The sequence below is a fragment of the Borrelia tillae genome (assembly GCF_055693965.1).
Genome location: NZ_CM146346.1, coordinates 409,373 through 430,015, shown reverse-complemented (window position 1 = coordinate 430,015; position 20,643 = coordinate 409,373). Strand labels below are relative to the sequence as shown.

The window sequence follows — 20,643 nt, the reverse complement described above, 5'->3', positions numbered from 1 at the left end:
AGGGTATGATTTGGGATAATTCTGAGGAAATTTCAGTTGAGCCCCAGAGATTGCTACTTGTAGATGATACCCCTACGAATTTAGATTTATTAGTAGATATATTGCAGTCTGATTATGATATTAGGGTTGCATTAAATGGAGTTGATGCTTTAAAACAAGTTGAACTTGCAAAACCTGATTTGATCTTGCTTGATGTGGTACTTCCAGATGTTAATGGTTATGAAGTCTGTAAGAGACTTAAGAGCGATCCTGAGACGAGAGATATTCCCATCATCTTTATTAGTTCAAGAGATTCTACCGATGCACAACTTGAAGGGTTTAATGTTGGTGGAGTGGACTATATTCTAAAACCTTTTAATAGCAGGATCATTAATGCGAGAATTAAGACTCATCTTGAACTTAAAAGACTTAGAGATTATTTTAAAAATCTTGCAAGAATTGATGGATTGACTCAAATTCCTAATCGAAGATTTTTTACTGATAAGTTTGCACAGTCTTGGATGAAAGCTTTGGAAAATAAACAGAACGTCATTGTTGGAATGTTAGATATTGATTATTTTAAAAAATATAATGATAACTATGGACATACCAATGGTGATGAATGTCTTAAGTTAATTGCAAAGAGCTTAAATAAAGTTGCCATTAAATATAAGGTAGATATTGCCCGTTATGGCGGGGAAGAATTTATTTTGTTTTCTGTGGGTAAGAGTTTAGAGGAGATATTTAAGGTTGTTAGTATTTTAATTGAAGATATTAGAAGTTTAGGAATAGTGCATGAGTACAGTAGTGTTTCTAATTTTGTAACAGTTTCAATTGGATTAGCTGCTCAGATTCCTTATGATTCCAACTTTACTAACATTATTAAACTTGCTGATGAGAAATTATATGAGGCTAAGATTTCTGGTCGTAATCAGTTTAAATATTAATAAATCTTATAGGTTAATGACAATCCAATAGAATCATAGTAGATATATGTATTATTTGTGCTTATTCTTTTAGAAATGTCAGCCATTCCTGCTGTATTTTCTGTATAAAGAGGCGCTGTTGAAAATTTAAATTGCATATCTAGTGTTAAATTTTGATTAATTTCAATTTTCGAGATAAGGGAAAAATTATGATAAAAGAAATCACTTCCCCATCCTTTATCTTGAGCTGTACTTACATATCTTGCGTGTCCAATATATGTTTGACCTTCGTATAAAAATCCAATTATACTAAGTGGTAAAGGCATTTTATAGGCTAAGAGCGCATAAGGATTGATTGTAAAACCATTTACATTTTTGCCCTCATCGGCTTTATATTTCCAAAGCTGATTATTGTTGGCATGTGGATTGTTTGTATACAAAATATTATTTCCAACTACTGTAATAATGTGAGTCCAGTTTCCTGTAAGTACAGCGTTTAGATCAAATTGCAGTCTTCCTCCTATTGTTATTTCAGAATAAAATTCCATCTTCTCTGAATATTTGCCATTGCCAAGGTGTACTCCAACACCTTTAAAGCCAAATCCTTGCCACCCTATTCCAAGTTCAATTCCTGCATATAGATTAACGAATGCAATAGGGGTAAAACTTGTTTCCCCTTTAAATAATGCAATAACAGGTGAAAGCCCAGCATTAATGTTGACATCTATTCCATTATTTTGAAATAAGGCTGAGTCGGGGTGATCTAATAGTTTAAAAAATTGATAGTATCCTAGAAATGCTATTAATTTAATACTTCCCCAAGAACTAGGCGAAACTTGTTCATTTGGTGTTACTGATTGAAATTGAGGAGTTATAAAACTTGGAGAAAATTTACCCCCTCTTGTGCCAAGTGCATGCGGTGGATAATATGCCATTTGAAAGCTATTGTAAAAATATTCATTTAGATTTTCTTGTTGTTTTTCTGTGTTTCCTTGTTGTTTTTCTAAATTTTCTTGTTGTTTTTCCTGTGAGTAGATTGTTAGAGTTTGTAAAAAGAGTAATAGCATAATTAATTTTTTTAACATATAGATTTTACCCCTATGAAATATTTTTTATACTTTTTTGCATTATAGTTTTTTAATAAATATAAATTAATAACTATTATTTTAAATTAATAACTATTGTTTTAAATTAATAACTATTATTTTAAATTAATAATATTAATTTAACAATATTTCCATTAAGTTTTTTTCCACAGTTTTTATATCTTTTGACGTGTTTATATGATTAAGTCGGTTACTTTTTAAGTAAAAATCTATTAGTGGTTTTGTTTGTAAGTGATATTCTTGCAGTCTTATTTTGAGTGACTCTGTTGTATCATCTTTTCGTTGATAAAGTGTACCATGGCAGAGATCACATACTTCCTTTTCTTTTGAGGGGAATGTGTATATGTTAAATATTCCTCCGCATGACTTGCATATTCTTCTTCCAGATAGTCTTTTTATTAGTAGTTCTTCATCAAGTGAAAAATTAATTATTTTAATATTTGTCAAGAATGTATCTAACGCTTTGGCTTGATTGATATTTCTGGGAAATCCATCAAGAATAAAATTATCCTTATTTTCAAGGGTATTAATTTTATCTTCAACAACTTTTATTGTTATTGAGTCGGGTACTAATTGTCCATTTTCAACTATTTGTTTGATTTCCTTGCCAAGAGGTGTAGACTTAGATATATTTTCTCTAAATAGATCACCTGTTGAGATATGATAATAGTTTAGCTTATTTGCAAGGATTTTTGCAATTGTACCTTTTCCAGAACCTGGAAGTCCTAAAAAAATAAGTTTCATAATTTAACTCCCGTATATTCTTGTTTTTCTTTTTGGTATTTAGCTAATATTAGCTAAATATATTTAATAAAAATTTAAAACCGACAATTGTGCCAATTGCAAATCCAATGTTTACGAAGAATACTATTAATAAAATCCTTGTAACTTTATTCTTAAAATATCCTTTTATGTTATCCAAGTCTTCTTGTAATTTTTCAAAATCTTTTATTTTTGGTTTATTGATATAAGCTTCAACAAGACCTGCAACCATACCTGTTCCAATAAACGGAATTAGTGAAAATATTGGAGCGCCAATTGATGCTATTAATATTGTTATGATATTTGATCTTAGTAAGATAGCAGCAAGACCTGCACATAAAGCATTACATATTATCCAAAGCTCTAAATTTTTATAGGCGAAATCAAATCCTTTAAAGTAGAATGAACTTACTATTAGTGCAACAATTGAAATTGTTATAAAGTATGATATCAACTTATTCATTGAGAATTTATTTTTAGGTATGCTGTTTAGTGTATTGATATTAATAGTTTTTTTATTTTCTTGAATTTCTTTTAAATTTGTCATTATTCCCTCTACATGACCCGCCCCTACTACTGCAAGAATTGTTCCTGAGCTTTCAAGTATTTTACTTGCTATGAATTCATCCCTTTCATCAATTAAAACTTTCTTTACAGTAGGGATTTCTTTTGCAAGTTCTTCCATCATATTTGAAAGCACATCTTTTTCTTTTAGTTTTTCAATCTCATCTTGTGTAATTTTTACGTCTGAAAATGAAAACAGACTTGTTATTATTTTAGCTTTTTCAAATATTGGGACACAATTCCATGCTCTTTTAAGAGTTGTTTCAACTTTTCTGTCAACAAGCAGTAACGGTATATTATGTTCTTTGGCTTTTAAAATAGCCGTTTTCATTTCTTCGCCAGGACTAATGCCTTGTTCTTTCGCCAATTTTTTTTGAAAATTGCTTAAAATGATTTGTACTATTAATAAAAATGCTTTGCCTTGCTTTATTGCTTTATATATGTCTAAATTGCGCCATTTTTCGTTTTCATCTGTTTCTAAGATTGCATGATATCGAGATTCATCAAGTTCAACAGCAATAAAATCTGGCTTTAATTTTTCAATTAAAGTAGCTGTTTCTTGTGAACTTTTTTTTGATACATGAGCTGTTCCTAGTACGTATATTTTGTTATGACCTATGTCTAGAGTGCTGACATGTGAAAAATGATCTTCAGTATTCTCTTCTGTGATATTCAAAATTTGTCCTTGCCTTTAAAAAATTTAACCATCAATAAGGATGGCTTTTAATAATTTTACCATATGACTTATTGAAACTATATAGTCTACATTATTTTCTTCTATTGCGATTTTTGGCATCCCGAACACAACTGAACTTTGCTCGTCTTGTGCAATAGTCAAACCACCAGCTTTTTTAATGTCTCCGATTTCTCTAGAACCATCATTTCCCATGCCAGTCATTATTAAAGCTATTGCTTTTTCCCTTACATTTTCTGCTATTGATTTAAAGAGTACACCTATGGACGGTTTATGTCCATTTACATTTTCAGCATCAAAGATTTCTGTTTGATAATTTTCATCTATTCTATTAACTCTAGTATGGTATCCTCCAGGGCTTATGTATATGAAGCCTTTTTGAAGTACTTCTTTATTGCTTACTTCCTTGACTGTTAAATTGCATATATTATTAAGATTTCTTGCAAATTCTTTGGTAAAGTCTTTTGGCATGTGTTGAACAATTATTATTGGTACAAGAAAGTTTTTAGGTATTTCTGGTAGCATTGTCTTTAATGCTACAGGGCCCCCTGTAGATATTCCAATAACAACTATTTCAAATTTTCTGTTTTTAAGCTTTTTTAAATCTTTTTCATCTATTATTTTGTCTTGTATTTTGTTTTGATTTAGATTTGTAATCTTAAATGCATTCAGTTTAACTTCTGAACTATATAACATTTCTGTTATGTTTAGGTTTTCTTTTTTTATTTTGTTATTGCTTAAAGGATTAGCGTTTGTTGCAACTTTAGCATTAATGTTAGTTATGATATTATTTTTTATTGTTTTTTTTCCATAAATTAAAAGTAAATCTATTATTTGATTTTTTACGACATCTAATTTGTTTTTAGGTTTTATTATGAAGTCATCAGCACCTTTTAATATGGCATTTTGCGCTATGTCTTGATTTGATGAGAGAATAATGACAGGTAATTTATCGTTAATGCTTTGCTTTTTTTTTATAAAATAGATTTCTTTAAATGTTTCTACTTCTAAACTAAGTAATATTACATCAGGATGTTTGTTAAGTTTTCTAAGAGCAAAATCTGTATTGGCTGCAGTTGCAATAACTTCAAGTCTTGAAGATGAGTTTATAATATCTGATATAATCTTTCTGTTAATAGAAGAAACTTCAATAACGAGCACATAAATTTTTTCTCGCATTTTTGTCTTGCTCCCAGTGTGCCTGTTTGTATCAAATTATAGTTTTTAAATTGTAATTTATAATAACTTAAAAACTATAATTTGTATTTGTTTTTGAATTGTAAATTTTTTTTAGAATAACTACTTTCATTCTTTTCATATATTATTGCCCAAGGTGTTTTTAAAAATTTGAAAGGAAGATTGAGACCAAAAAGCGATTCTGAGTATCCAATAAATAGATAACTTTTGGTAGACATGGAAGAGTAAAATCTTTTCAAGACCTTTATTTGCGATTTTTCATCAAAATATATTAACACATTTCGACAAAAAACAACATCCATGTTTGAAAATTCGCTTTCAAAATGTAAGTTATGATAGTCAAATCGTATGTGTTTCTTAATATCCTCTGTTACCTTATAACCGTTCATGTAAGACTTGATGTATTGTTTATACTGTATGGGAATATTTTCGCATTTTTGTACAGAGTAATATCCTTCTCTTGCTATCATGAGCGATTTTAGACTTAAGTCTGAAGCTATGATAATAAATTCAAAATTTCTTGGGAGATGATATTTAAGAACAAATGCTAGTGAATATGGTTCTTCCCCCGTTGAGCATCCTGCAGACCATATGACAATTTTGTTTTTGCCTTCTTCAGTTTTAATGTTGATTAAATTTGGGATTATGAATTTTTCGAAGGTTGCAAAATGGGCTTCGTTTCTAAAGAATCGTGTTAGATTAGTAGTAACTAGATCTAAAAAGTATTCTTTTTGAAGTTTGTTAGAAGTGATTAAGTTGTATAATTGTTTAGGAGTATTGATATCTTCAAGTTCACGTATTGCATCATTGATTCGTCCTTTTAATACAATGATGTTTTTTTCATCAAATCGAATTCCACTATTTTCGTATATAAAATCAGAAAATTTCATAAGAAGTTCATTATTAATATTCAACATTTACATGAATCCACATTTTATAAATTTCTTTAGTAAATAGTATCACTTAAGTGCTTATAAATTGCTAGTTAATTGTATTATTTTTTCAATAAATAGTACAATTATGACTAATCGTTTAATTTAAATGTTGATTTTAAGGAATAGACTTGTGAATAAGTGTTTATTATATTTTTTGTTGATTTTGAGTTTAGTAGCTTGTAACAGCAAAAGGAAAGATTTAGTGAAAAAAGATGGAATATTTGCCTCAATTAATACAAATAAAGGTATTATAGAAGTTGAACTTTATTATAAGATTGCACCTTTAACAGCTATGAACTTTATTGGTCTTAGTGAAGGTACTATTAAAAATTCTGTTACAGAGCAGTCTTATTTTGATAATATTGTTTTTCATAGGGTTGTTGATGGATTTGTTATTCAAACAGGAGATCCTACTGGGACGGGTACTGGCGGACCTGGCTATGTTTTTCCCGATGAATTTAGTAAGGAGTTGAGTCATAATGAGCCAGGGATTGTTTCTATGGCCAATTCAGGTCCTGACACAAATGGCAGTCAATTTTTTATTACCCTTGCAGATAATCTTACTTACCTTGATTTTAAACATTCGATTTTTGGTCAAGTAGTTGCAGGAATGGATACAGTTCGCAGTATAACTCAAGGAGATAAGATAGAAAAAATAAGGATTACTCGTATTGGTAAGGAGGCAGAGGCTTTTGAAGTTAACAATGAAGCGTTTTTAAAGCTAAAAACAAGTTATGAGGAAACAAAGCTTGCGGAGTCTAAAAAATATATGGCATCCCAGATTGAAATAATTGATAGAGATTATAAGGATTTTAAGAAAGATAAAAGTGGTATTCTCTATAAGATAAATAAGCAAGGAAATGGCAAAAATGTTAAGAGTGGTAATGTTGTAAAAGTGGATTATGAAGGGTTTTTACTAAGTGGAGTAAAATTTGATAGTTCAATTGACAGAGGAGATCCAATAGAATTTATGGTTGGCAATGGTCAAGTAATTGAGGGTTGGGACATAATGTTATTAGATATGAGTGAGAGAGAGGAGAGGGTAGTCATAATTCCACCGAATCTTGCTTACAGAGATAGAAGTATTGGTGAGATTATAAAAGCAAATTCATTTTTAAAATTTAATATTATTTTAAGGAAAATTAATTAGTGTTTAATCAAGTTTTATTTGATGAAAGTATTAAATATGAGATTTATAGAAAATTTTTTCATATTGTTACTTTGATATTTTTGTTGTTTTATAGAGTAAGTTTTTGGGTAGGTCTTGCATCTAGTCTATTTTTTATCTTTGCATATTTGACTTTAGAAATATTTAGAATCATGGGAATAAATTTATTTTTTTTTCAAAAAATATCGGAAATAATAGTAAAGAGTAGAGAAATATCCCCGGGCAAGATATCTTTTTCACCAATATTTTTAATAGTTAGTATATTTTGTACTTATTTTTTTATAGCTGAACCTTTTAATTATATTGGAATATTTTCTGCATGTCTTGGAGATGGACTCGCAAGTCTTTTTGGCAAATTAATACCATCTTTTAGACTTGTCAATAATAAAACATTTTCAGGTAGTGTTGTTGTTTTTTGTGTTGCTTTTATTGTTTATTATTATTTTTTTCCAAACTTTATATTAGCATCAATTGTTGGAATGGGGGCGGTACTTGTTGAGCTTTTTGATTTTGCAAAATATGATAACTTGTTTTTGCCTGTAGGTGTAGCTACTCTATCTTTTTTACTTGTTACTTGATTTATTGTTTAACACATCATTAGATTTATTTATAACCAATAGAAGAACAGTTTGCCAGATTCTTTTAAGTATATTGGTACCCCTATTAGGGTTGGAATAAATGCATAAGGTATTTCAATTAAATTAAGATAAGCCCCTAATATTATTAATGACATTGATATAAAGAGTAATGAGTAGCTTAAATTTTTTTTTCTATGGCATGCTACTAAAAAGTTTATTGGTATTAACAACAAGAATAAATAAGTGTAAAAATTATTGTTTGATGTTGAGGATAAGAAATTATGTGTGTTTTCATAAGCATTAATAGGAATTAAAGATGTATAAATCATTGAAAAAGTAAAAATTAAATAAATGGTATAAGTTATTGACTTTATTTTGAAATCACATATGTATAGGCTTAGAAAAAATAAGTTTAGTAATGCAAATACAGATATTAAATGATAAAATTTTATGAAAGAATAAAGTTCTGAACTTAATATATTCTTTAAAAAATAATATTTAAAAAGTGAAATGGGGGAAAGTATGTATGAGCAGATGAAGCAATAAAAAAATACAAATTGTATGTTATTTGTTCTTTTATAGTTAATGTATGCCCAGAGAGAACCTATAATCCCAATACTAAAGATAAAAAACTTATTAACTAAGGTTAATAAGTTTGTATTATAGGTTTTAATTAGATAATTATAAAAATCGATATTAAAGTTTATATGATATATTATTATTGATATAATGACTATTCCTAAAACAACGGTTATAAGTAAAAAAAAATTTAGTTTAGTAAAGAGTTTTTTCATTTAAATTCCCAAGAGAATATGTCTTTTTTCATTTTAATTATTTTTTTTATTTTAGCATCAAGTTTTTCAAAGAAATCTATTTTAGTCTTTGTCTCAATTAGATTAACATTTACAATGTAATTTCGTAATTCTAAATCCTCAGCTTTCTCATTTGGAATTACAAAAGCCACTATATCATAAGAGTTATCATTGTTTAATGATAGCACTATTTTATAAAAATTTTTTGGAACTAGAATCTTATTTTTTCCAATAAATCCTTTATTTTCTGTTAGTATTCCTGCGCTAATAATATAAATCTTTTCTTTTAAAATAGCCCATTTCCTGACTAGTTTTTCAAGTTTGAGCCAGATTCCTGAATTGAATTCTCCCACTTGAGGGGATATGTTTGAAAGGAAATATGTATCTAACATTGCATCTTTGGAAAAAGACATGTCAGCAGAGCTGACGATATGTCCTCTGTCATAACCACTCCTTAGATAATCAGTTAGCTTGGGAGCAATCCCTTTAATATCTTTATCTTCAAAAAATGTTCTGCTTCTCTTTATTTTTTTTTCTCTAAGCAAAGTTAAAGCTAGTTCAACCATTTCTCTTTTTAGTTGGTAGGCTACCCATTCTGCTTGTCTTGCACTCTCAGCATAACCTAAGGAGTAGTATTTTTTATGCAATACTTGAGTTGTAAGATATCCTTTTGGTAAGAGATATTGTTCTTGTAGTTCATATGGGATTTGGGGACCATAAATTTTATCTTTAAGTTTTTCTAGATAGACGGCAGCTATTCTTTTTATGTTATTAAAGGCTGTAGGATTTCTATATAAGATCAGAGCCACTAATAAAATTGATATGTAAAAACATAATAAGATTTTTAGTCTTTTTTTCACAAGTTTACCTCTTTGCTATTTTTAATATTATATTTAATGCCAAAATCAAAGGAAATATTAAATGTATCGAGAACCAAACATTCAATTTTTGAGTATATGTTTAAGCAAGACATGGCTTTTTTTGTAGAAAATTCAATAAATACGTATGGCTCTAATGTATAAGGTAATCTGTTATAAAATTTGAAATCGTCTATTAAGCTTGTAGAAAGATAAAGTCGTGCCCCAACGCCGGTAGTAGAAGATAAATATTGCATTTTTTTGGTAAAATCTATAATATGCCAGTTTATTCCTATACCAATGTGCGAGCTTGAGTATTGCGTTTTTTTTGATATGTTATAGTCTTCGATCATGATGATCATGAAAACAGCCATGAAATCAAAATTATTAATTGCAAATACATAATAGGGTCTAAATATTATGTGACTGATTGCTGAATTTAAAAAAAAACCTGTTCCAAATCCTGTTCCTGTTGAATAGACAAAGCCTCTTTGGATTGAGTAGAACTTACTTTTGTGTTTATTTGGGAGTTTTTTAAATAAATTTTCTTTTTTATTTGTTTCATTTTCTTTTTGTACTTCGTTATTTTGTATTTCATTATTTGAAGAATGTAGATTAATACATATTAGTAAAAAAGAAAATTTGATCATTTTTTTCATAATTAAATTAATTTAAATAATATAAAATAATTTGAAAATAAAAAAGGGTAAAAGGAGTTTGTTGTTTGTACTATAGTAAAATTAAGTTAGGTACTTAGGAGGTTTAATATTATGTTTTTAAAATTTTTTAAAAAAGATCTTATTTTTATTTCCGATAAAATAAATTCTAAAAATGAGGCGATTAATTTTTTAGTTGATCAATCAAGTGAAAAGGGATATACGCAGGATAAGACTGAGTTGTTGCAGGGATTGTTGAAGAGAGAAGACATTGGGGAAACATCTTGGGATAATGGAGTTGCTATTCCACATTTTATAGGAGATGTTATTAAATCAAGTTTTATTTCATTGCTTTACATAAAAGGTAATGGTATAAAGTGGTCTAAAGATAATTCTTCTGTTAATTTAATATTTTTAATTTGTATGTCTAAAAATCATCAAGGCAATGATCATATTAAGTCTATAGCTTTTATAGCCAGATTGTTTGAAAGCAATGATTTTAAGAATTTTTTAATATCTGTAAATAAGCCTGATGAAATTTATTCTTATATAGTTAGCCTTGAAGATACAAAGACACCTGCTGTTAAAATTTATTCTAAATCGGAGAAAATAATAGCTGTGTGCGCTTGTCCTGTAGGAGTTGCTCATACATATATTGCTGCTAAAAAGCTTGATACTGAGGCTAAGAGGCAAGGATACAACATGAAAATTGAAACACAAGGGTCTATTGGGATTGATAATCCTTTAACAGATACTGATATTGAAGCTGCTGAGATTGTGATACTTGCGGTGGATAAAGAGATTGATGAAACGAGATTTAATGGAAAGCGGGTTTATAAAGTTTCAACTGCAAAGGTCATCAATGACGTGGAAAATGTGATTAAAGAATCATTGAGTGCTCCAATATTTAATTCTAAGAATGCTAAGTCTTTGAAAGGTAAGTTTAGCGAAAGTAAATCTAGTGTTTATAAGTACTTAATGAGTGGTGTATCTCCTATGGTTCCAATTGTGGCAAGTGGAGGTATTTTGATAGCTCTTGGGATATCTCTTGCAGGCATTGGTCCGGAGGGTCCAAATTTTGATAAATATCCTTTTTATAAAACAATTACAGATATTGGTGCTGTATCTTTTGGTATGATGTTGCCAGTACTCTCAGGGTTTATTGCAATGGCAATTGCTGATAAACCAGGTCTTGCGCCAGGCCTTGTTGGAGGAGTTCTTGCTAGGGATGTTAAAGCAGGATTTTTAGGAGCCATACTTGTAGGGTTTATGGCAGGTTGTATTGCTAGATGGGTAGCCAAAAGGAAAGTTCCTGAGTGGTTTAGACCTGTGATGCCTATCTTTGTAATTCCATTAATAAGTACTGTTATTATTGGTCTCTTCATGATTTATGGGGGTATTTATATTGCTCAATTTATGGAATTACTTGAAAATGGTCTTAGAGCCCTTCAAAATAATTCAGAAGCTTATGGTATTGTAGGAAAGCTCTTGCTTGGATTGGTGCTTGGTGCAATGGTAGCGGTTGATATGGGGGGGCCTTTTAATAAAGTAGCGTTCCTTTTTGGTGTTGGTATGATTCCTCAAGTTCCACAAATAATGGGTATGGTTGCATCAGCAATACCTGTTCCCCCTATGGCTATGGGACTTGCTACTTTGATTATGCCTAGATTATTTGAAGAGGAAGAGCGCGAATCTGGCAAGATTTCTTTTTTAATTTCATTTATTGGTATTAGTGAAGGTGCGATTCCTTTTGCTGCAAGTGATCCTACAAGAGTGTTGCCTTCAATAGTGGTTGGGGGTGCTGTTGCAAGCATTATTGCGGCTTTTTTGGGAGTTGCAGATCATGCTCCTCATGGGGGGCCAATAGTGTTTCCTGTAGTTGATAATAAGTTAGGATTTATTATTGCAATGGCTGCTGGGGTCGCTGTTGCAACAGGCTTAGTTATTTTGCTGAAATCACTAAGAATGAGGGGAACTAAATGATAGGTAATGATATTTTTTTGATGAAAAATGCAATTAAAGAATATGATTGGGGTGGAACTAGTTTCATCCCTGCTCTTTTGGAGCAAAGAGAAGATGGTTTACCTAAAGCCGAGATGTGGCTTGGGGCACATAAAACATTTTCTAGTAAGATATTGGTTGCCGGTCAATATATCTCTCTTTATGATTTTTTGGAGAATAATGGGGATCTGTTCAGATGTAAGAACGAATTATCATTTTTATTTAAGATTCTTTCAGCCCAAAGGCCCCTATCAATTCAAATACATCCTTCAAAAGAAGCAGCTTTAAAGGGTTTTAAAGTAGAAAATGATAAGGGAATAGATATTGATGATTTTAGAAGAATTTATAAGGATAAAAATCCAAAGATAGAACTTGTTTATGCATTAAGTGATTTTTACGCTCTTAAGGGTTTTTTGCCTTTTTTTGAGATTATTAATATATATGAAAAGTTAAAATTAGATTTTCATTTTACAACTCATAAGGAGTTTATGAAACATATATTTAGTTTGCAAGGAAATGAAATTGAGAATACTATTAACAAAGTAAAAGAAAATTTAGGATTAATAGATAGTTTTAGAGCTTATTGGTTTAATGAGATCTATAAGATTTATGGAGCAGATATTGGTCTTTTGATCTTTTTAGGGATGCATATTGTTAAATTGAATCCAGGTGAGGCATTCTATACAGAAAGTCAACAGTTGCATGCTTATCTTAAGGGTGAGTGTCTTGAGCTTATGACTAATTCTGATAATGTTATTAGGGCAGGTCTTACTGCTAAATATATTGATACAAATGAAATGCTTAATGTTGGTAAATTTGAGGAGGGACATTTTTCTTTATTAAGGAGTAAAAATATTGATGGTTTTAATGTATTTAAGCTTCCAGGTACTAATTTAAGTTTGTTTCAAAGAGATATAAGCGGAAAAATGTTGTTTAAACAAGATGGTGTAATGATATTATTAGTTATGGATGGAAAGATTCAGATTAATAATAGATTTTGTCTTAAGAGAGGAGAAAGCATATTTATAGGAAACTGCGGTGGAGCACTATTAATTTGTGGTGATGGTGAGATCTTTGTTGCCATTTCTGTATAGCCAAACTTTGGTTTTTTAATTTTGTCAGGATTGATTATTTATGTGAAAACTCTTATAAATCCAATTGTAAAAAACTTAAATCGCATACCTTCAAATGCTATTTTTGGCTTTGTAAGGAATATCGTTGGACCAAGCGTAGGATAGATCTTAAATCCTACTGATACATTTTTTACAATTTTATATTCAAGTGATAAGGGTAGTCTGGTTACTATTCCTATCCTTTCATAAGGAGATGGTTGTTTAGCGCCCAGAGGAGTTAGACCTGCTTGAGACCAGTCTGCTCCAATACCAAATCCCCCCCCGACTATTACAGATTTTCCTACCTGTCTTCTAAAAATTAAATCAATAGCAATTAAATTGTAAGGTTTAAAGTTTTTGGGGTTAAAGTATAAGAAACCACCATATCCTAGATCTATGTCTACATACGGGAATGAGATTAAAAAGTTAATAAGTGGATTTCCCACTCCTGTCCCTACTGCAAATGAAAAGGGTTTGCCTTGCTCTTTCTTTGTATGGGGATTTGCTAGAATGCGTGGTTTAGGTTTTTCAATGGGAGGTTTGGGTTCTTCAAGAGAAGGTTGAATTGTTTCAATGGGAGGTTTAGGTTCTTCAAGAGAAGGTTGAATTGTTTTAATGGGAGGTTTAGGCTCTTCAAGAGAAGGTTTAATTTTTTCAATAGGAGGTTGTGCCTCAAGAGAAGGTTTAGCATTTGTAGTGCAGGTGATTTCATCTCTGTTTTTTGTGCATTTGATGGAATAAGCCTTATTGGATTGAGAGAATGCTAAAAGATGTGAGTTGAATATTAATAATAATATAAGCATTTTTTTGGTATTTTTTTCCATTTATCTTCTCCATTTATTTTCCTTTGCATGCTCTTATCTCTTATATATATATTTTTATGAATCCAAAACCGAAAAATCCAAATCTTATCCCTTCCATTGATGCTGGTTTAAATTTTATTGTTCCCCCAATTGTTGTCACGACCTTAAACCCTATTACTACATTCGTTAAGAAGCTATATTCAAGCACAATAGGAAGTCTAAGCACAATCCCCAATCTATTATTAGATGAGGTTATTGAAAATTCTTCCTCTTGAACTTGAATATTTCCTTGAGGTATGTTTGCAGCATCAGGTTCTTTTATTTTGATTTGTGATAAATCAAACCCCACTCCAAGTCCACCTGTGAGAGTTGTATTTTGATAAATTTCTTCTTTAAATAGAACATCAAGTCCAGCAACAATGTAAGGTAAGAAATTATTAGGGTGTAATCCGTTAAAGCCTCCATATCCAAGATCTATTTGTACATATGGGAAATTAAGTATGATATTGGTGATAGGATTTCCAATACCAAATCCTATTCCAAATGTCTTCGATTGGATTTGTTTTTCACTTAATATTTTATTAAGTGCCGATGCATTAATTGTCGTTGCTCCAGATAGACTTGCTAAAAAAATTATAATTAGTTTTAGTAATATTTTCATGAATATTCCTCCACATTATGTCTCATCTTGCATATAATTCTTAAAATTATATTTCATAAAATTTAATATATAGGAATATAGAAAATTTAATATATAGGAATATAGAAAATTTTAGTAGTGAATATGTAATACATATGTAACTTTTATCTTACGTATTTTTAGCATTAAAATTTTATTTATCATATATTTTTATCATTTTAATTTTTTTAAATTAGTTTTGTTTGTTAGTATTTTATTAGGCGATGTTAGCTCTTGTTGAAGCTTTCTAATATAGTAATTTCGTATGTTAGTAGTATTTGCGATATGTAAATTTAAGTTTGTAGAACTAGCAAGTAACCATTTATTCATGGAATTCATCAACTTTTCTAAAGTTGATTTTTTTCATTCATTTAATTATTAAAGTTGTAATTATGTTTTTATATATATTTCAATATCAATAAAAAAGATGCCAATAAAGTTCTTGATTGCAAAAGATTGTGTATATTTTTATGTTTATTTGTATGTAATGTATGAATTTAGAAAAGCATTTTAAGTGTAAATTTTGAATTAAAAGTTTGAGTTAATTTATTTGATATATTATAAATATAAATATATATTTAGCTTATAAGGTGGTAAGATAGCTTTTTGTTTTTTGAATTGAGATCGATAATGTCTAAAACAAACTCTAAAGTAGATATTAAAGATATTTAACTTAAAACTATTCAAAGTTATATGTTTGAATAGTTTTAATGCCCAATAAAACGCATTTGTTTGAATATAAAGGTCTATTTTGTAAATTTAAAAGTTATTATATTTGTGTTTTGACAAAATGAATTAAATAATTTTTTAAGATTAGGATTTATAAGATTTTTTAAAAAGGATAGGATTTATGAGTAATTTTATTTCCTCAAAGGATAAAGACTTTTCTAAATGGTATTTGGATATAGTACAAAAGGCAAAACTTATTGATTATAGTCCTGTTAAGGGTTGCATGGTTATTATGCCTTACGGATATGCTATTTGGGAGAGAATTAAAAGCATACTTGATTGTAAGTTTAAAGAGACAGGGCATGAGAATGCGTATTTTCCATTGCTTATTCCTTATGAATTTTTAGAAAAAGAAAAAGAACATATTAAGGGTTTTTCACCCGAACTTGCTGTTGTGACGATTGCTGGCGGTGAAGATTTGGCAGAACCTTTGGTATTAAGGCCCACTTCTGAGACAATTGTTTGGAATATGTATAGCAAATGGGTGAAATCTTATAGAGATTTGCCTATTAAAATAAATCAGTGGGCAAATATTATTCGTTGGGAAAAGCGAACAAGACCATTTCTTCGCACCACTGAGTTTTTATGGCAAGAGGGACATACGGCACATGAGACAGCTGAGGAAGCAAAAGAGGAAACTTTATTAATTTTAAATCTTTATAAAAGATTTATTGAGGATTATTTAGCTGTTCCTGTATTTTGTGGCCAAAAGACAGAGAGTGAAAAATTTGCAGGTGCGGTATCCACTTACACAATTGAAGCATTGATGCAAGATAAAAAAGCTTTACAAGCAGGAACATCTCATTATTTAGGATTAAATTTTGCTAAGGCTTTTGATGTTAAGTTTCAAAATAATAAAGGTGATATGGAATATGTCTTTGCAACAAGTTGGGGAGTATCAACCAGGTTAATCGGAGCATTGATTATGGTTCATTCTGATAACAGGGGCTTGATATTGCCACCAAAAATAGCACCAATTGAAATTATTATTGTTCCTATTTTTAAAAGGGATGATGAGACTAATAAAAAAATTCTTGAGTATGGAATGATCATTTTTAATTTGTTAAAAAAAGAAAAATTTAGAGTTGAACTTGATCAAGATGTTAAAAATTCTCCAGGATTTAAGTTTGCTGATGCGGAGCTTAAGGGAATTCCAATACGAATTGAAATAGGTTCTAATGATATTTTGATGGATTGCGTGACTATTGCAAGAAGAGATAAGGATAAAAATTCTAAGTATCAAGTATCACTTAAAGAGTTATCATCTAGAATGAGAGATGAACTTGAGGCTATGCAATGCAATTTGTTTAATAGGGCATTAGAATTTAGAAATTTACATACTAAAGAAATTATTGGATTTAAAAAGAATGACTATAATACTTTTAAGACTTATATGAATGAATCTTTAGGGTTTGTGCTCTCTTCATGGTGTGGAAATGGGGTTTGTGAAGAGAATATTAAGAATGATACAAAGGCCACAATAAGATGTATTCCTGATGATTTTAAAGATAGACTTTTAAATGATTTGTTCTGTATTTATTGCAATAAGGCAGCCAAATATCTTGTCTTATTTGCAAGAGCTTACTAGTATTAATATATCGAATTTATTTTATTAATATTTATCATGTTGTATTTCATGATAAACATGTTGTAGCATGATAGGCATAATTTGTAGGATGTTATAATCACTAAGCATGTGTATGAAAAAGGAGAATATATGAGACGTAAGTCAAAAAAAGGAAATTAGAGCAGGGATATAATGAGGGCAAATAGAAAGAATTGGACCGAGTTTATAATACTTTAAGGAGCTGAGTAACTGACTATAAGGGATACTAGAATGATGATGAGGGATATGATAGATATTCTGAAAAATATAATAAGGTAAGATAAAGAGAGATATAAACAGTATCTTAAAGATGCGCGTGATTAGGCATTTGAGTATTGATAAAAGAGCGAAAGATATATTATTCTCTTACAGATGGAAAAATTATGAAAGCATAAATGAATTATGCGATTGGCTTTTCCAGATAGTCTATCCAGATGGTAATGATCTCGATTCCTAGGGAAATAATAGGATAGTAGTAAGATTCAGGAGAAAGAAATAGGATATGTAGGTAGCCAGTTTAGATTGAATACTAATCTGGTATTTTTATTGCTTTTTTAATTGTATTTTAATTTTGTAAGATTTTATTATCAGCTAATATTGATGTTCTTAATTTGCAGTATCTGTTAAGTCATTTAAATCTACTATTTGCATTATTGCGATATTGGCTGTAAAATCAATCATTAAAGCTAGAGATGTTAAGATTGGAAGTATGGGTATTATGTTAGAATAACTAAGATCAATTCCCTTTGTATAAGTTGAACATAGCATTGTAATTATGTAAATCAGACTGTTTGGTATGTGTGGGAATGCAAAAATGAATAGAAATGCCAATATGCTCATGTAGCTTATTTCATAAATTGATATAGGCAAGCTAGAGTAAGATTTTAAAATAATAAAAAATGAAATTATTGAGATAAAGATTGTTCCAAATTTGGAAATGAAATTAACTATGGGTATATTTGTAATCATTAATTTTTTTATATTTATTTTTTCATTTTTAATATCTTCTATTAAAATGGCATAGGGAGTATAAGTATCCATTGTCAGGCCTACAAATATTATATTTTGAATAGATAGCAAGATATTTTTGTATGATAATTTAAAATTTTTTGTTAATTGATAACTAATCATTGGAATTATTATTAGGATAATAATAATTGTCCATAATGATAAAAAAATTATGCTGTCAGTGTAGTATTGATAGTTGTTAAAGTTTTTTAAATTTGTAGTGTATGCAGCTGTAATAAAAATAATACCAAAGTATAATATTTTGACAACTATTCCGTTTGCATTATAAAAAAGATTTGAAATACTTAAAATAAGTTCTCTTGCAATCCTTCCCTTTTGTTTTGCATAGTAAAAGCTGATACCAATAATTATTGAAATAATGTAAATATTTAAGAGATTTGGATTACTGCTTGTGAGTATTGTGAAGATATTTTTTGGGAAGAATGTTTCAATAAATGTTGTTTTATCAAATGTATATATGTTTTGGGTATTTTTATCTAATATTGGTATTCTTTGTGGTAGATGGATTGTTGCAACCGCAATGGATATGATAACTCCTATAATATTAATTAAAATTCCATAATAGACTGTTTTTCCAAACAATTTTTTGAATTTTTTATTCTCAATAATATTTTCTATTCCAAGTGGAATTGAGAATACTAAAAAAGGAATTAATGAGAAATAGGCTAATCTTATGAAAATATGAGACAATGTGTTATAAGCTTCAGAGGGGAAAAAAAATCCAAGCAATATTCCAGTGGGCGTACTTAACAAGAATTTTACTTTTGTATTCATAAACGATTCCTTATTTGAGTTTGAAAAGTAATATTTATAGCATAATAAATCTTACTAGATTTTTTAGTAAAAATAAACTTTTAATAATAATATTTAATTGTTAATATATTATATGTGAACTAATTGGAGAGAAGTTTTTGTATAAGTATCCTGACTTGGTTAATACAGATTTAAATTTAAGATTGCCTGAAATTAGTGTTTTAGAAGAACATGACAAGAATTTTTTTACGAATGATTATTATAAAAATCTTATCTCAAGTGATAAAGACATTGGTTTTAGACTTCACAAAGTATTGTTGGCTTATTTAAGCCCACAATCAACACAAGAAGAAGGTACTAAAGTTGTCAGATATAGACAGATAATCAGCATTTATTGGGAATTTTTGAAATCAATAGCTAGAAATGTTTTAAATTTAACAATTGAACAGAAAGTTTTATTGAGATTTGCTGCTTTGCTTCCAAATGCTCTTAGTAATGAGCTTAAATCTTTAATTTCTAAGACCATTTGGGATAATAACTATAATGAACCATTTATTTATTTTGATGAATGGATTTATGGCGTTAATAAATTGAAACTAAGAAAGCTTGCAACTGATGAGTCAATGACAATTATCAAAGATGAAGATATTAAGAGGATCTTGTTTAATAAACGAGAAAAGCTTTTAGCTAATATTGATTTTGCAAAGAGCAATATTAAAAAAAGCGATAAGATAAGAAGTGAGGCTATTGGTAATCTAAGGAGTATGTTTAGATTTTTATTTACTGAAGAAATATCTGATTACGAGATGCTTACATATAAACTTAAGATGGAAAAAATTTATTCTGATAATATTTTAAAACCTTTAAATTTTGCATCTCATTATGTTGATAGTTTTATAAAAACTAATAGAGAAATTATGGCTTTTTCTTCTCAGATTGAAGACGCAAAGAGAGAGCTTGCTGCAATTAAAGATAAGATTCAAGAAATTGATATGCCTAATTCTTCCACCATGGCAGTTGAAGAAGTTGAGACCTTAATGGAGGCTAATAAGCTTACTATTGGACCTAGGGGTAATTATTTTCCAATATTACTTAAGAGTAATGTAGTTGCGAGTCCTAAAACTTTTGGTAGTAGAGAACGAGTTATGCAACTTGTAAGAGAGATTGAAAATATTCAACCTAAAATTTTTTGTAAGACTTATAGGGGCGATTTGCTTAGAATTGTTCCTTATTTTATATTAGTACCATCTTATGGTGATAGGGGAATTTGTTGGGAGCCTGTTGATATTAAAAATCGGGCCAATGGGCGGGGTAAAATATTAATACCTATGTATGCCAAAGACTTAAGAAAGGCTATTATTTTTGGCATTGGAGATTTTTTTTGGGAGCTTGCAAAAGATCAAGCTTCATTTAGGTGGATGGAGACAGGAATAACTGGGCAGTATTATGAATACTATTCTAAATTTATTAAGAAAGGTAATATTAAAAATTTTTTTCTTGATGACTATTTGCTTTGGTTAGATAAGGAAAGCAGAGGGGTTCAAAAGCTTGAAAAAATAGTACGTGGAATAATGTGGCGAAATGCCCCTTTTCCTAAAAATTTAAGGGAAGAGCTTAATAAAAAATCTTTTGTATATAAGGAACTTTTTGAAAAAGATAAAAATATTGAGATGTCAGATGGATATTGATTGTCTACT

General features: G+C 29.3%; 20 protein-coding genes. 8 read left to right on the top strand and 12 right to left on the bottom strand.

Features of this window, described 5'->3' with window-relative positions:
• Positions 1-5: 5 nt before the first annotated feature.
• Positions 6-926, top strand: coding sequence for a diguanylate cyclase (locus tag ACWUD1_RS02090; protein ID WP_472756915.1), 921 nt, complete (start codon positions 6-8; stop codon positions 924-926).
• On the opposite strand, the gene ACWUD1_RS02085 is transcribed toward ACWUD1_RS02090, so the two are convergent.
• From ACWUD1_RS02085 to ACWUD1_RS02065, 5 genes are all read right to left on the bottom strand, one after another.
• Positions 923-1,990 carry a hypothetical protein gene (locus ACWUD1_RS02085; RefSeq protein WP_472756878.1) on the bottom strand — a complete coding sequence of 356 codons (1,068 nt, stop codon included), beginning with the start codon at positions 1,988-1,990 and terminating at the stop codon, positions 923-925. The two genes, ACWUD1_RS02090 and ACWUD1_RS02085, sit on opposite strands and share 4 nt — an antisense overlap.
• 135 nt (positions 1,991-2,125) lie before the next feature.
• Positions 2,126-2,755 (bottom strand): adenylate kinase, encoded by a 630-nt coding sequence (locus tag ACWUD1_RS02080; RefSeq protein ID WP_472756877.1) that lies wholly within the window; start codon positions 2,753-2,755, stop codon positions 2,126-2,128.
• Between the two features lie 49 nt (positions 2,756-2,804).
• A complete protein-coding gene (locus tag ACWUD1_RS02075; protein ID WP_472756876.1) occupies positions 2,805-4,013 on the bottom strand; it encodes a TraB/GumN family protein in 1,209 nt (402 codons plus the stop codon).
• A gap of 24 nt (positions 4,014-4,037) precedes the next feature.
• Complete coding sequence (locus ACWUD1_RS02070) at positions 4,038-5,210, bottom strand: chemotaxis protein CheB (protein WP_472756875.1); 1,173 nt, start codon at positions 5,208-5,210, stop codon at positions 4,038-4,040.
• Between the two features lie 74 nt (positions 5,211-5,284).
• A complete protein-coding gene (locus tag ACWUD1_RS02065; RefSeq protein WP_472756874.1) occupies positions 5,285-6,145 on the bottom strand; it encodes a CheR family methyltransferase in 861 nt (286 codons plus the stop codon).
• A gap of 220 nt (positions 6,146-6,365) precedes the next feature.
• Between ACWUD1_RS02065 and ACWUD1_RS02060 the strand changes: the two genes are divergently transcribed.
• Positions 6,366-7,313 (top strand): peptidylprolyl isomerase, encoded by a 948-nt coding sequence (locus tag ACWUD1_RS02060; RefSeq protein WP_472756872.1) that lies wholly within the window; start codon positions 6,366-6,368, stop codon positions 7,311-7,313.
• Positions 7,313-7,909: a diacylglycerol/polyprenol kinase family protein gene (locus ACWUD1_RS02055; RefSeq protein ID WP_472756871.1), complete on the top strand. Its 597-nt coding sequence runs from the start codon at positions 7,313-7,315 to the stop codon at positions 7,907-7,909. The genes ACWUD1_RS02060 and ACWUD1_RS02055 overlap by 1 nt, the downstream gene beginning before the upstream one ends.
• Positions 7,910-7,938: 29 nt before the next feature.
• Here ACWUD1_RS02055 and ACWUD1_RS02050 read toward each other — a convergent pair whose 3' ends face one another.
• The 3 genes from ACWUD1_RS02050 to ACWUD1_RS02040 are packed head-to-tail and all read right to left on the bottom strand — an operon-like array spanning position 7,939 to position 10,237.
• The gene (locus ACWUD1_RS02050) at positions 7,939-8,703 is read right to left on the bottom strand and encodes a hypothetical protein (RefSeq protein WP_472756870.1); all 765 of its coding nucleotides are present in this window, start codon (positions 8,701-8,703) and stop codon (positions 7,939-7,941) included.
• Positions 8,700-9,581, bottom strand: a complete 882-nt coding sequence (locus tag ACWUD1_RS02045; RefSeq protein WP_472756869.1) for a DNA/RNA non-specific endonuclease — start codon at positions 9,579-9,581, stop codon at positions 8,700-8,702. The genes ACWUD1_RS02050 and ACWUD1_RS02045 overlap by 4 nt, the downstream gene beginning before the upstream one ends.
• Positions 9,578-10,237: a hypothetical protein gene (locus ACWUD1_RS02040; RefSeq protein ID WP_472756868.1), complete on the bottom strand. Its 660-nt coding sequence runs from the start codon at positions 10,235-10,237 to the stop codon at positions 9,578-9,580. The genes ACWUD1_RS02045 and ACWUD1_RS02040 overlap by 4 nt, the downstream gene beginning before the upstream one ends.
• Before the next feature lie 111 nt (positions 10,238-10,348).
• On the opposite strand from ACWUD1_RS02040, the gene ACWUD1_RS02035 reads away from it, so the two are divergent.
• Complete coding sequence (locus ACWUD1_RS02035; RefSeq protein WP_472756867.1) at positions 10,349-12,217, top strand: fructose-specific PTS transporter subunit EIIC; 1,869 nt, start codon at positions 10,349-10,351, stop codon at positions 12,215-12,217.
• The gene (gene manA, locus ACWUD1_RS02030; protein WP_472756866.1) at positions 12,214-13,329 is read left to right on the top strand and encodes a mannose-6-phosphate isomerase, class I; all 1,116 of its coding nucleotides are present in this window, start codon (positions 12,214-12,216) and stop codon (positions 13,327-13,329) included. Before ACWUD1_RS02035 ends, manA begins: the two co-directional genes overlap by 4 nt.
• 38 nt (positions 13,330-13,367) lie before the next feature.
• Here the strand turns inward: manA and ACWUD1_RS02025 are convergent, their stop codons facing one another.
• From ACWUD1_RS02025 to ACWUD1_RS02015, 3 genes are all read right to left on the bottom strand, one after another.
• The gene (locus ACWUD1_RS02025; RefSeq protein ID WP_472756865.1) at positions 13,368-14,171 is read right to left on the bottom strand and encodes a DUF3996 domain-containing protein; all 804 of its coding nucleotides are present in this window, start codon (positions 14,169-14,171) and stop codon (positions 13,368-13,370) included.
• Between the two features lie 40 nt (positions 14,172-14,211).
• A complete protein-coding gene (locus tag ACWUD1_RS02020) occupies positions 14,212-14,811 on the bottom strand; it encodes a BAPKO_0422 family outer member beta-barrel protein (protein WP_472756864.1) in 600 nt (199 codons plus the stop codon).
• 192 nt (positions 14,812-15,003) lie between these two features.
• A complete protein-coding gene (locus tag ACWUD1_RS02015; RefSeq protein ID WP_472756863.1) occupies positions 15,004-15,159 on the bottom strand; it encodes a hypothetical protein in 156 nt (51 codons plus the stop codon).
• Positions 15,160-15,679: 520 nt separating this feature from the next.
• Between ACWUD1_RS02015 and proS the strand changes: the two genes are divergently transcribed.
• Positions 15,680-17,146, top strand: a complete 1,467-nt coding sequence (gene proS / locus ACWUD1_RS02010) for a proline--tRNA ligase (protein WP_472756862.1) — start codon at positions 15,680-15,682, stop codon at positions 17,144-17,146.
• A gap of 328 nt (positions 17,147-17,474) precedes the next feature.
• Positions 17,475-17,621 (top strand): hypothetical protein, encoded by a 147-nt coding sequence (locus ACWUD1_RS02005; protein ID WP_472756861.1) that lies wholly within the window; start codon positions 17,475-17,477, stop codon positions 17,619-17,621.
• A gap of 149 nt (positions 17,622-17,770) precedes the next feature.
• Here the strand turns inward: ACWUD1_RS02005 and ACWUD1_RS02000 are convergent, their stop codons facing one another.
• Positions 17,771-18,967, bottom strand: coding sequence for a cation:dicarboxylate symporter family transporter (locus tag ACWUD1_RS02000; RefSeq protein WP_472756860.1), 1,197 nt, complete (start codon positions 18,965-18,967; stop codon positions 17,771-17,773).
• 137 nt (positions 18,968-19,104) lie between these two features.
• Here ACWUD1_RS02000 and ACWUD1_RS01995 point away from each other — a divergent pair, with 137 nt between their 5' ends.
• Complete coding sequence (locus ACWUD1_RS01995; protein WP_472756859.1) at positions 19,105-20,634, top strand: hypothetical protein; 1,530 nt, start codon at positions 19,105-19,107, stop codon at positions 20,632-20,634.
• Positions 20,635-20,643 lie beyond the last annotated feature (9 nt).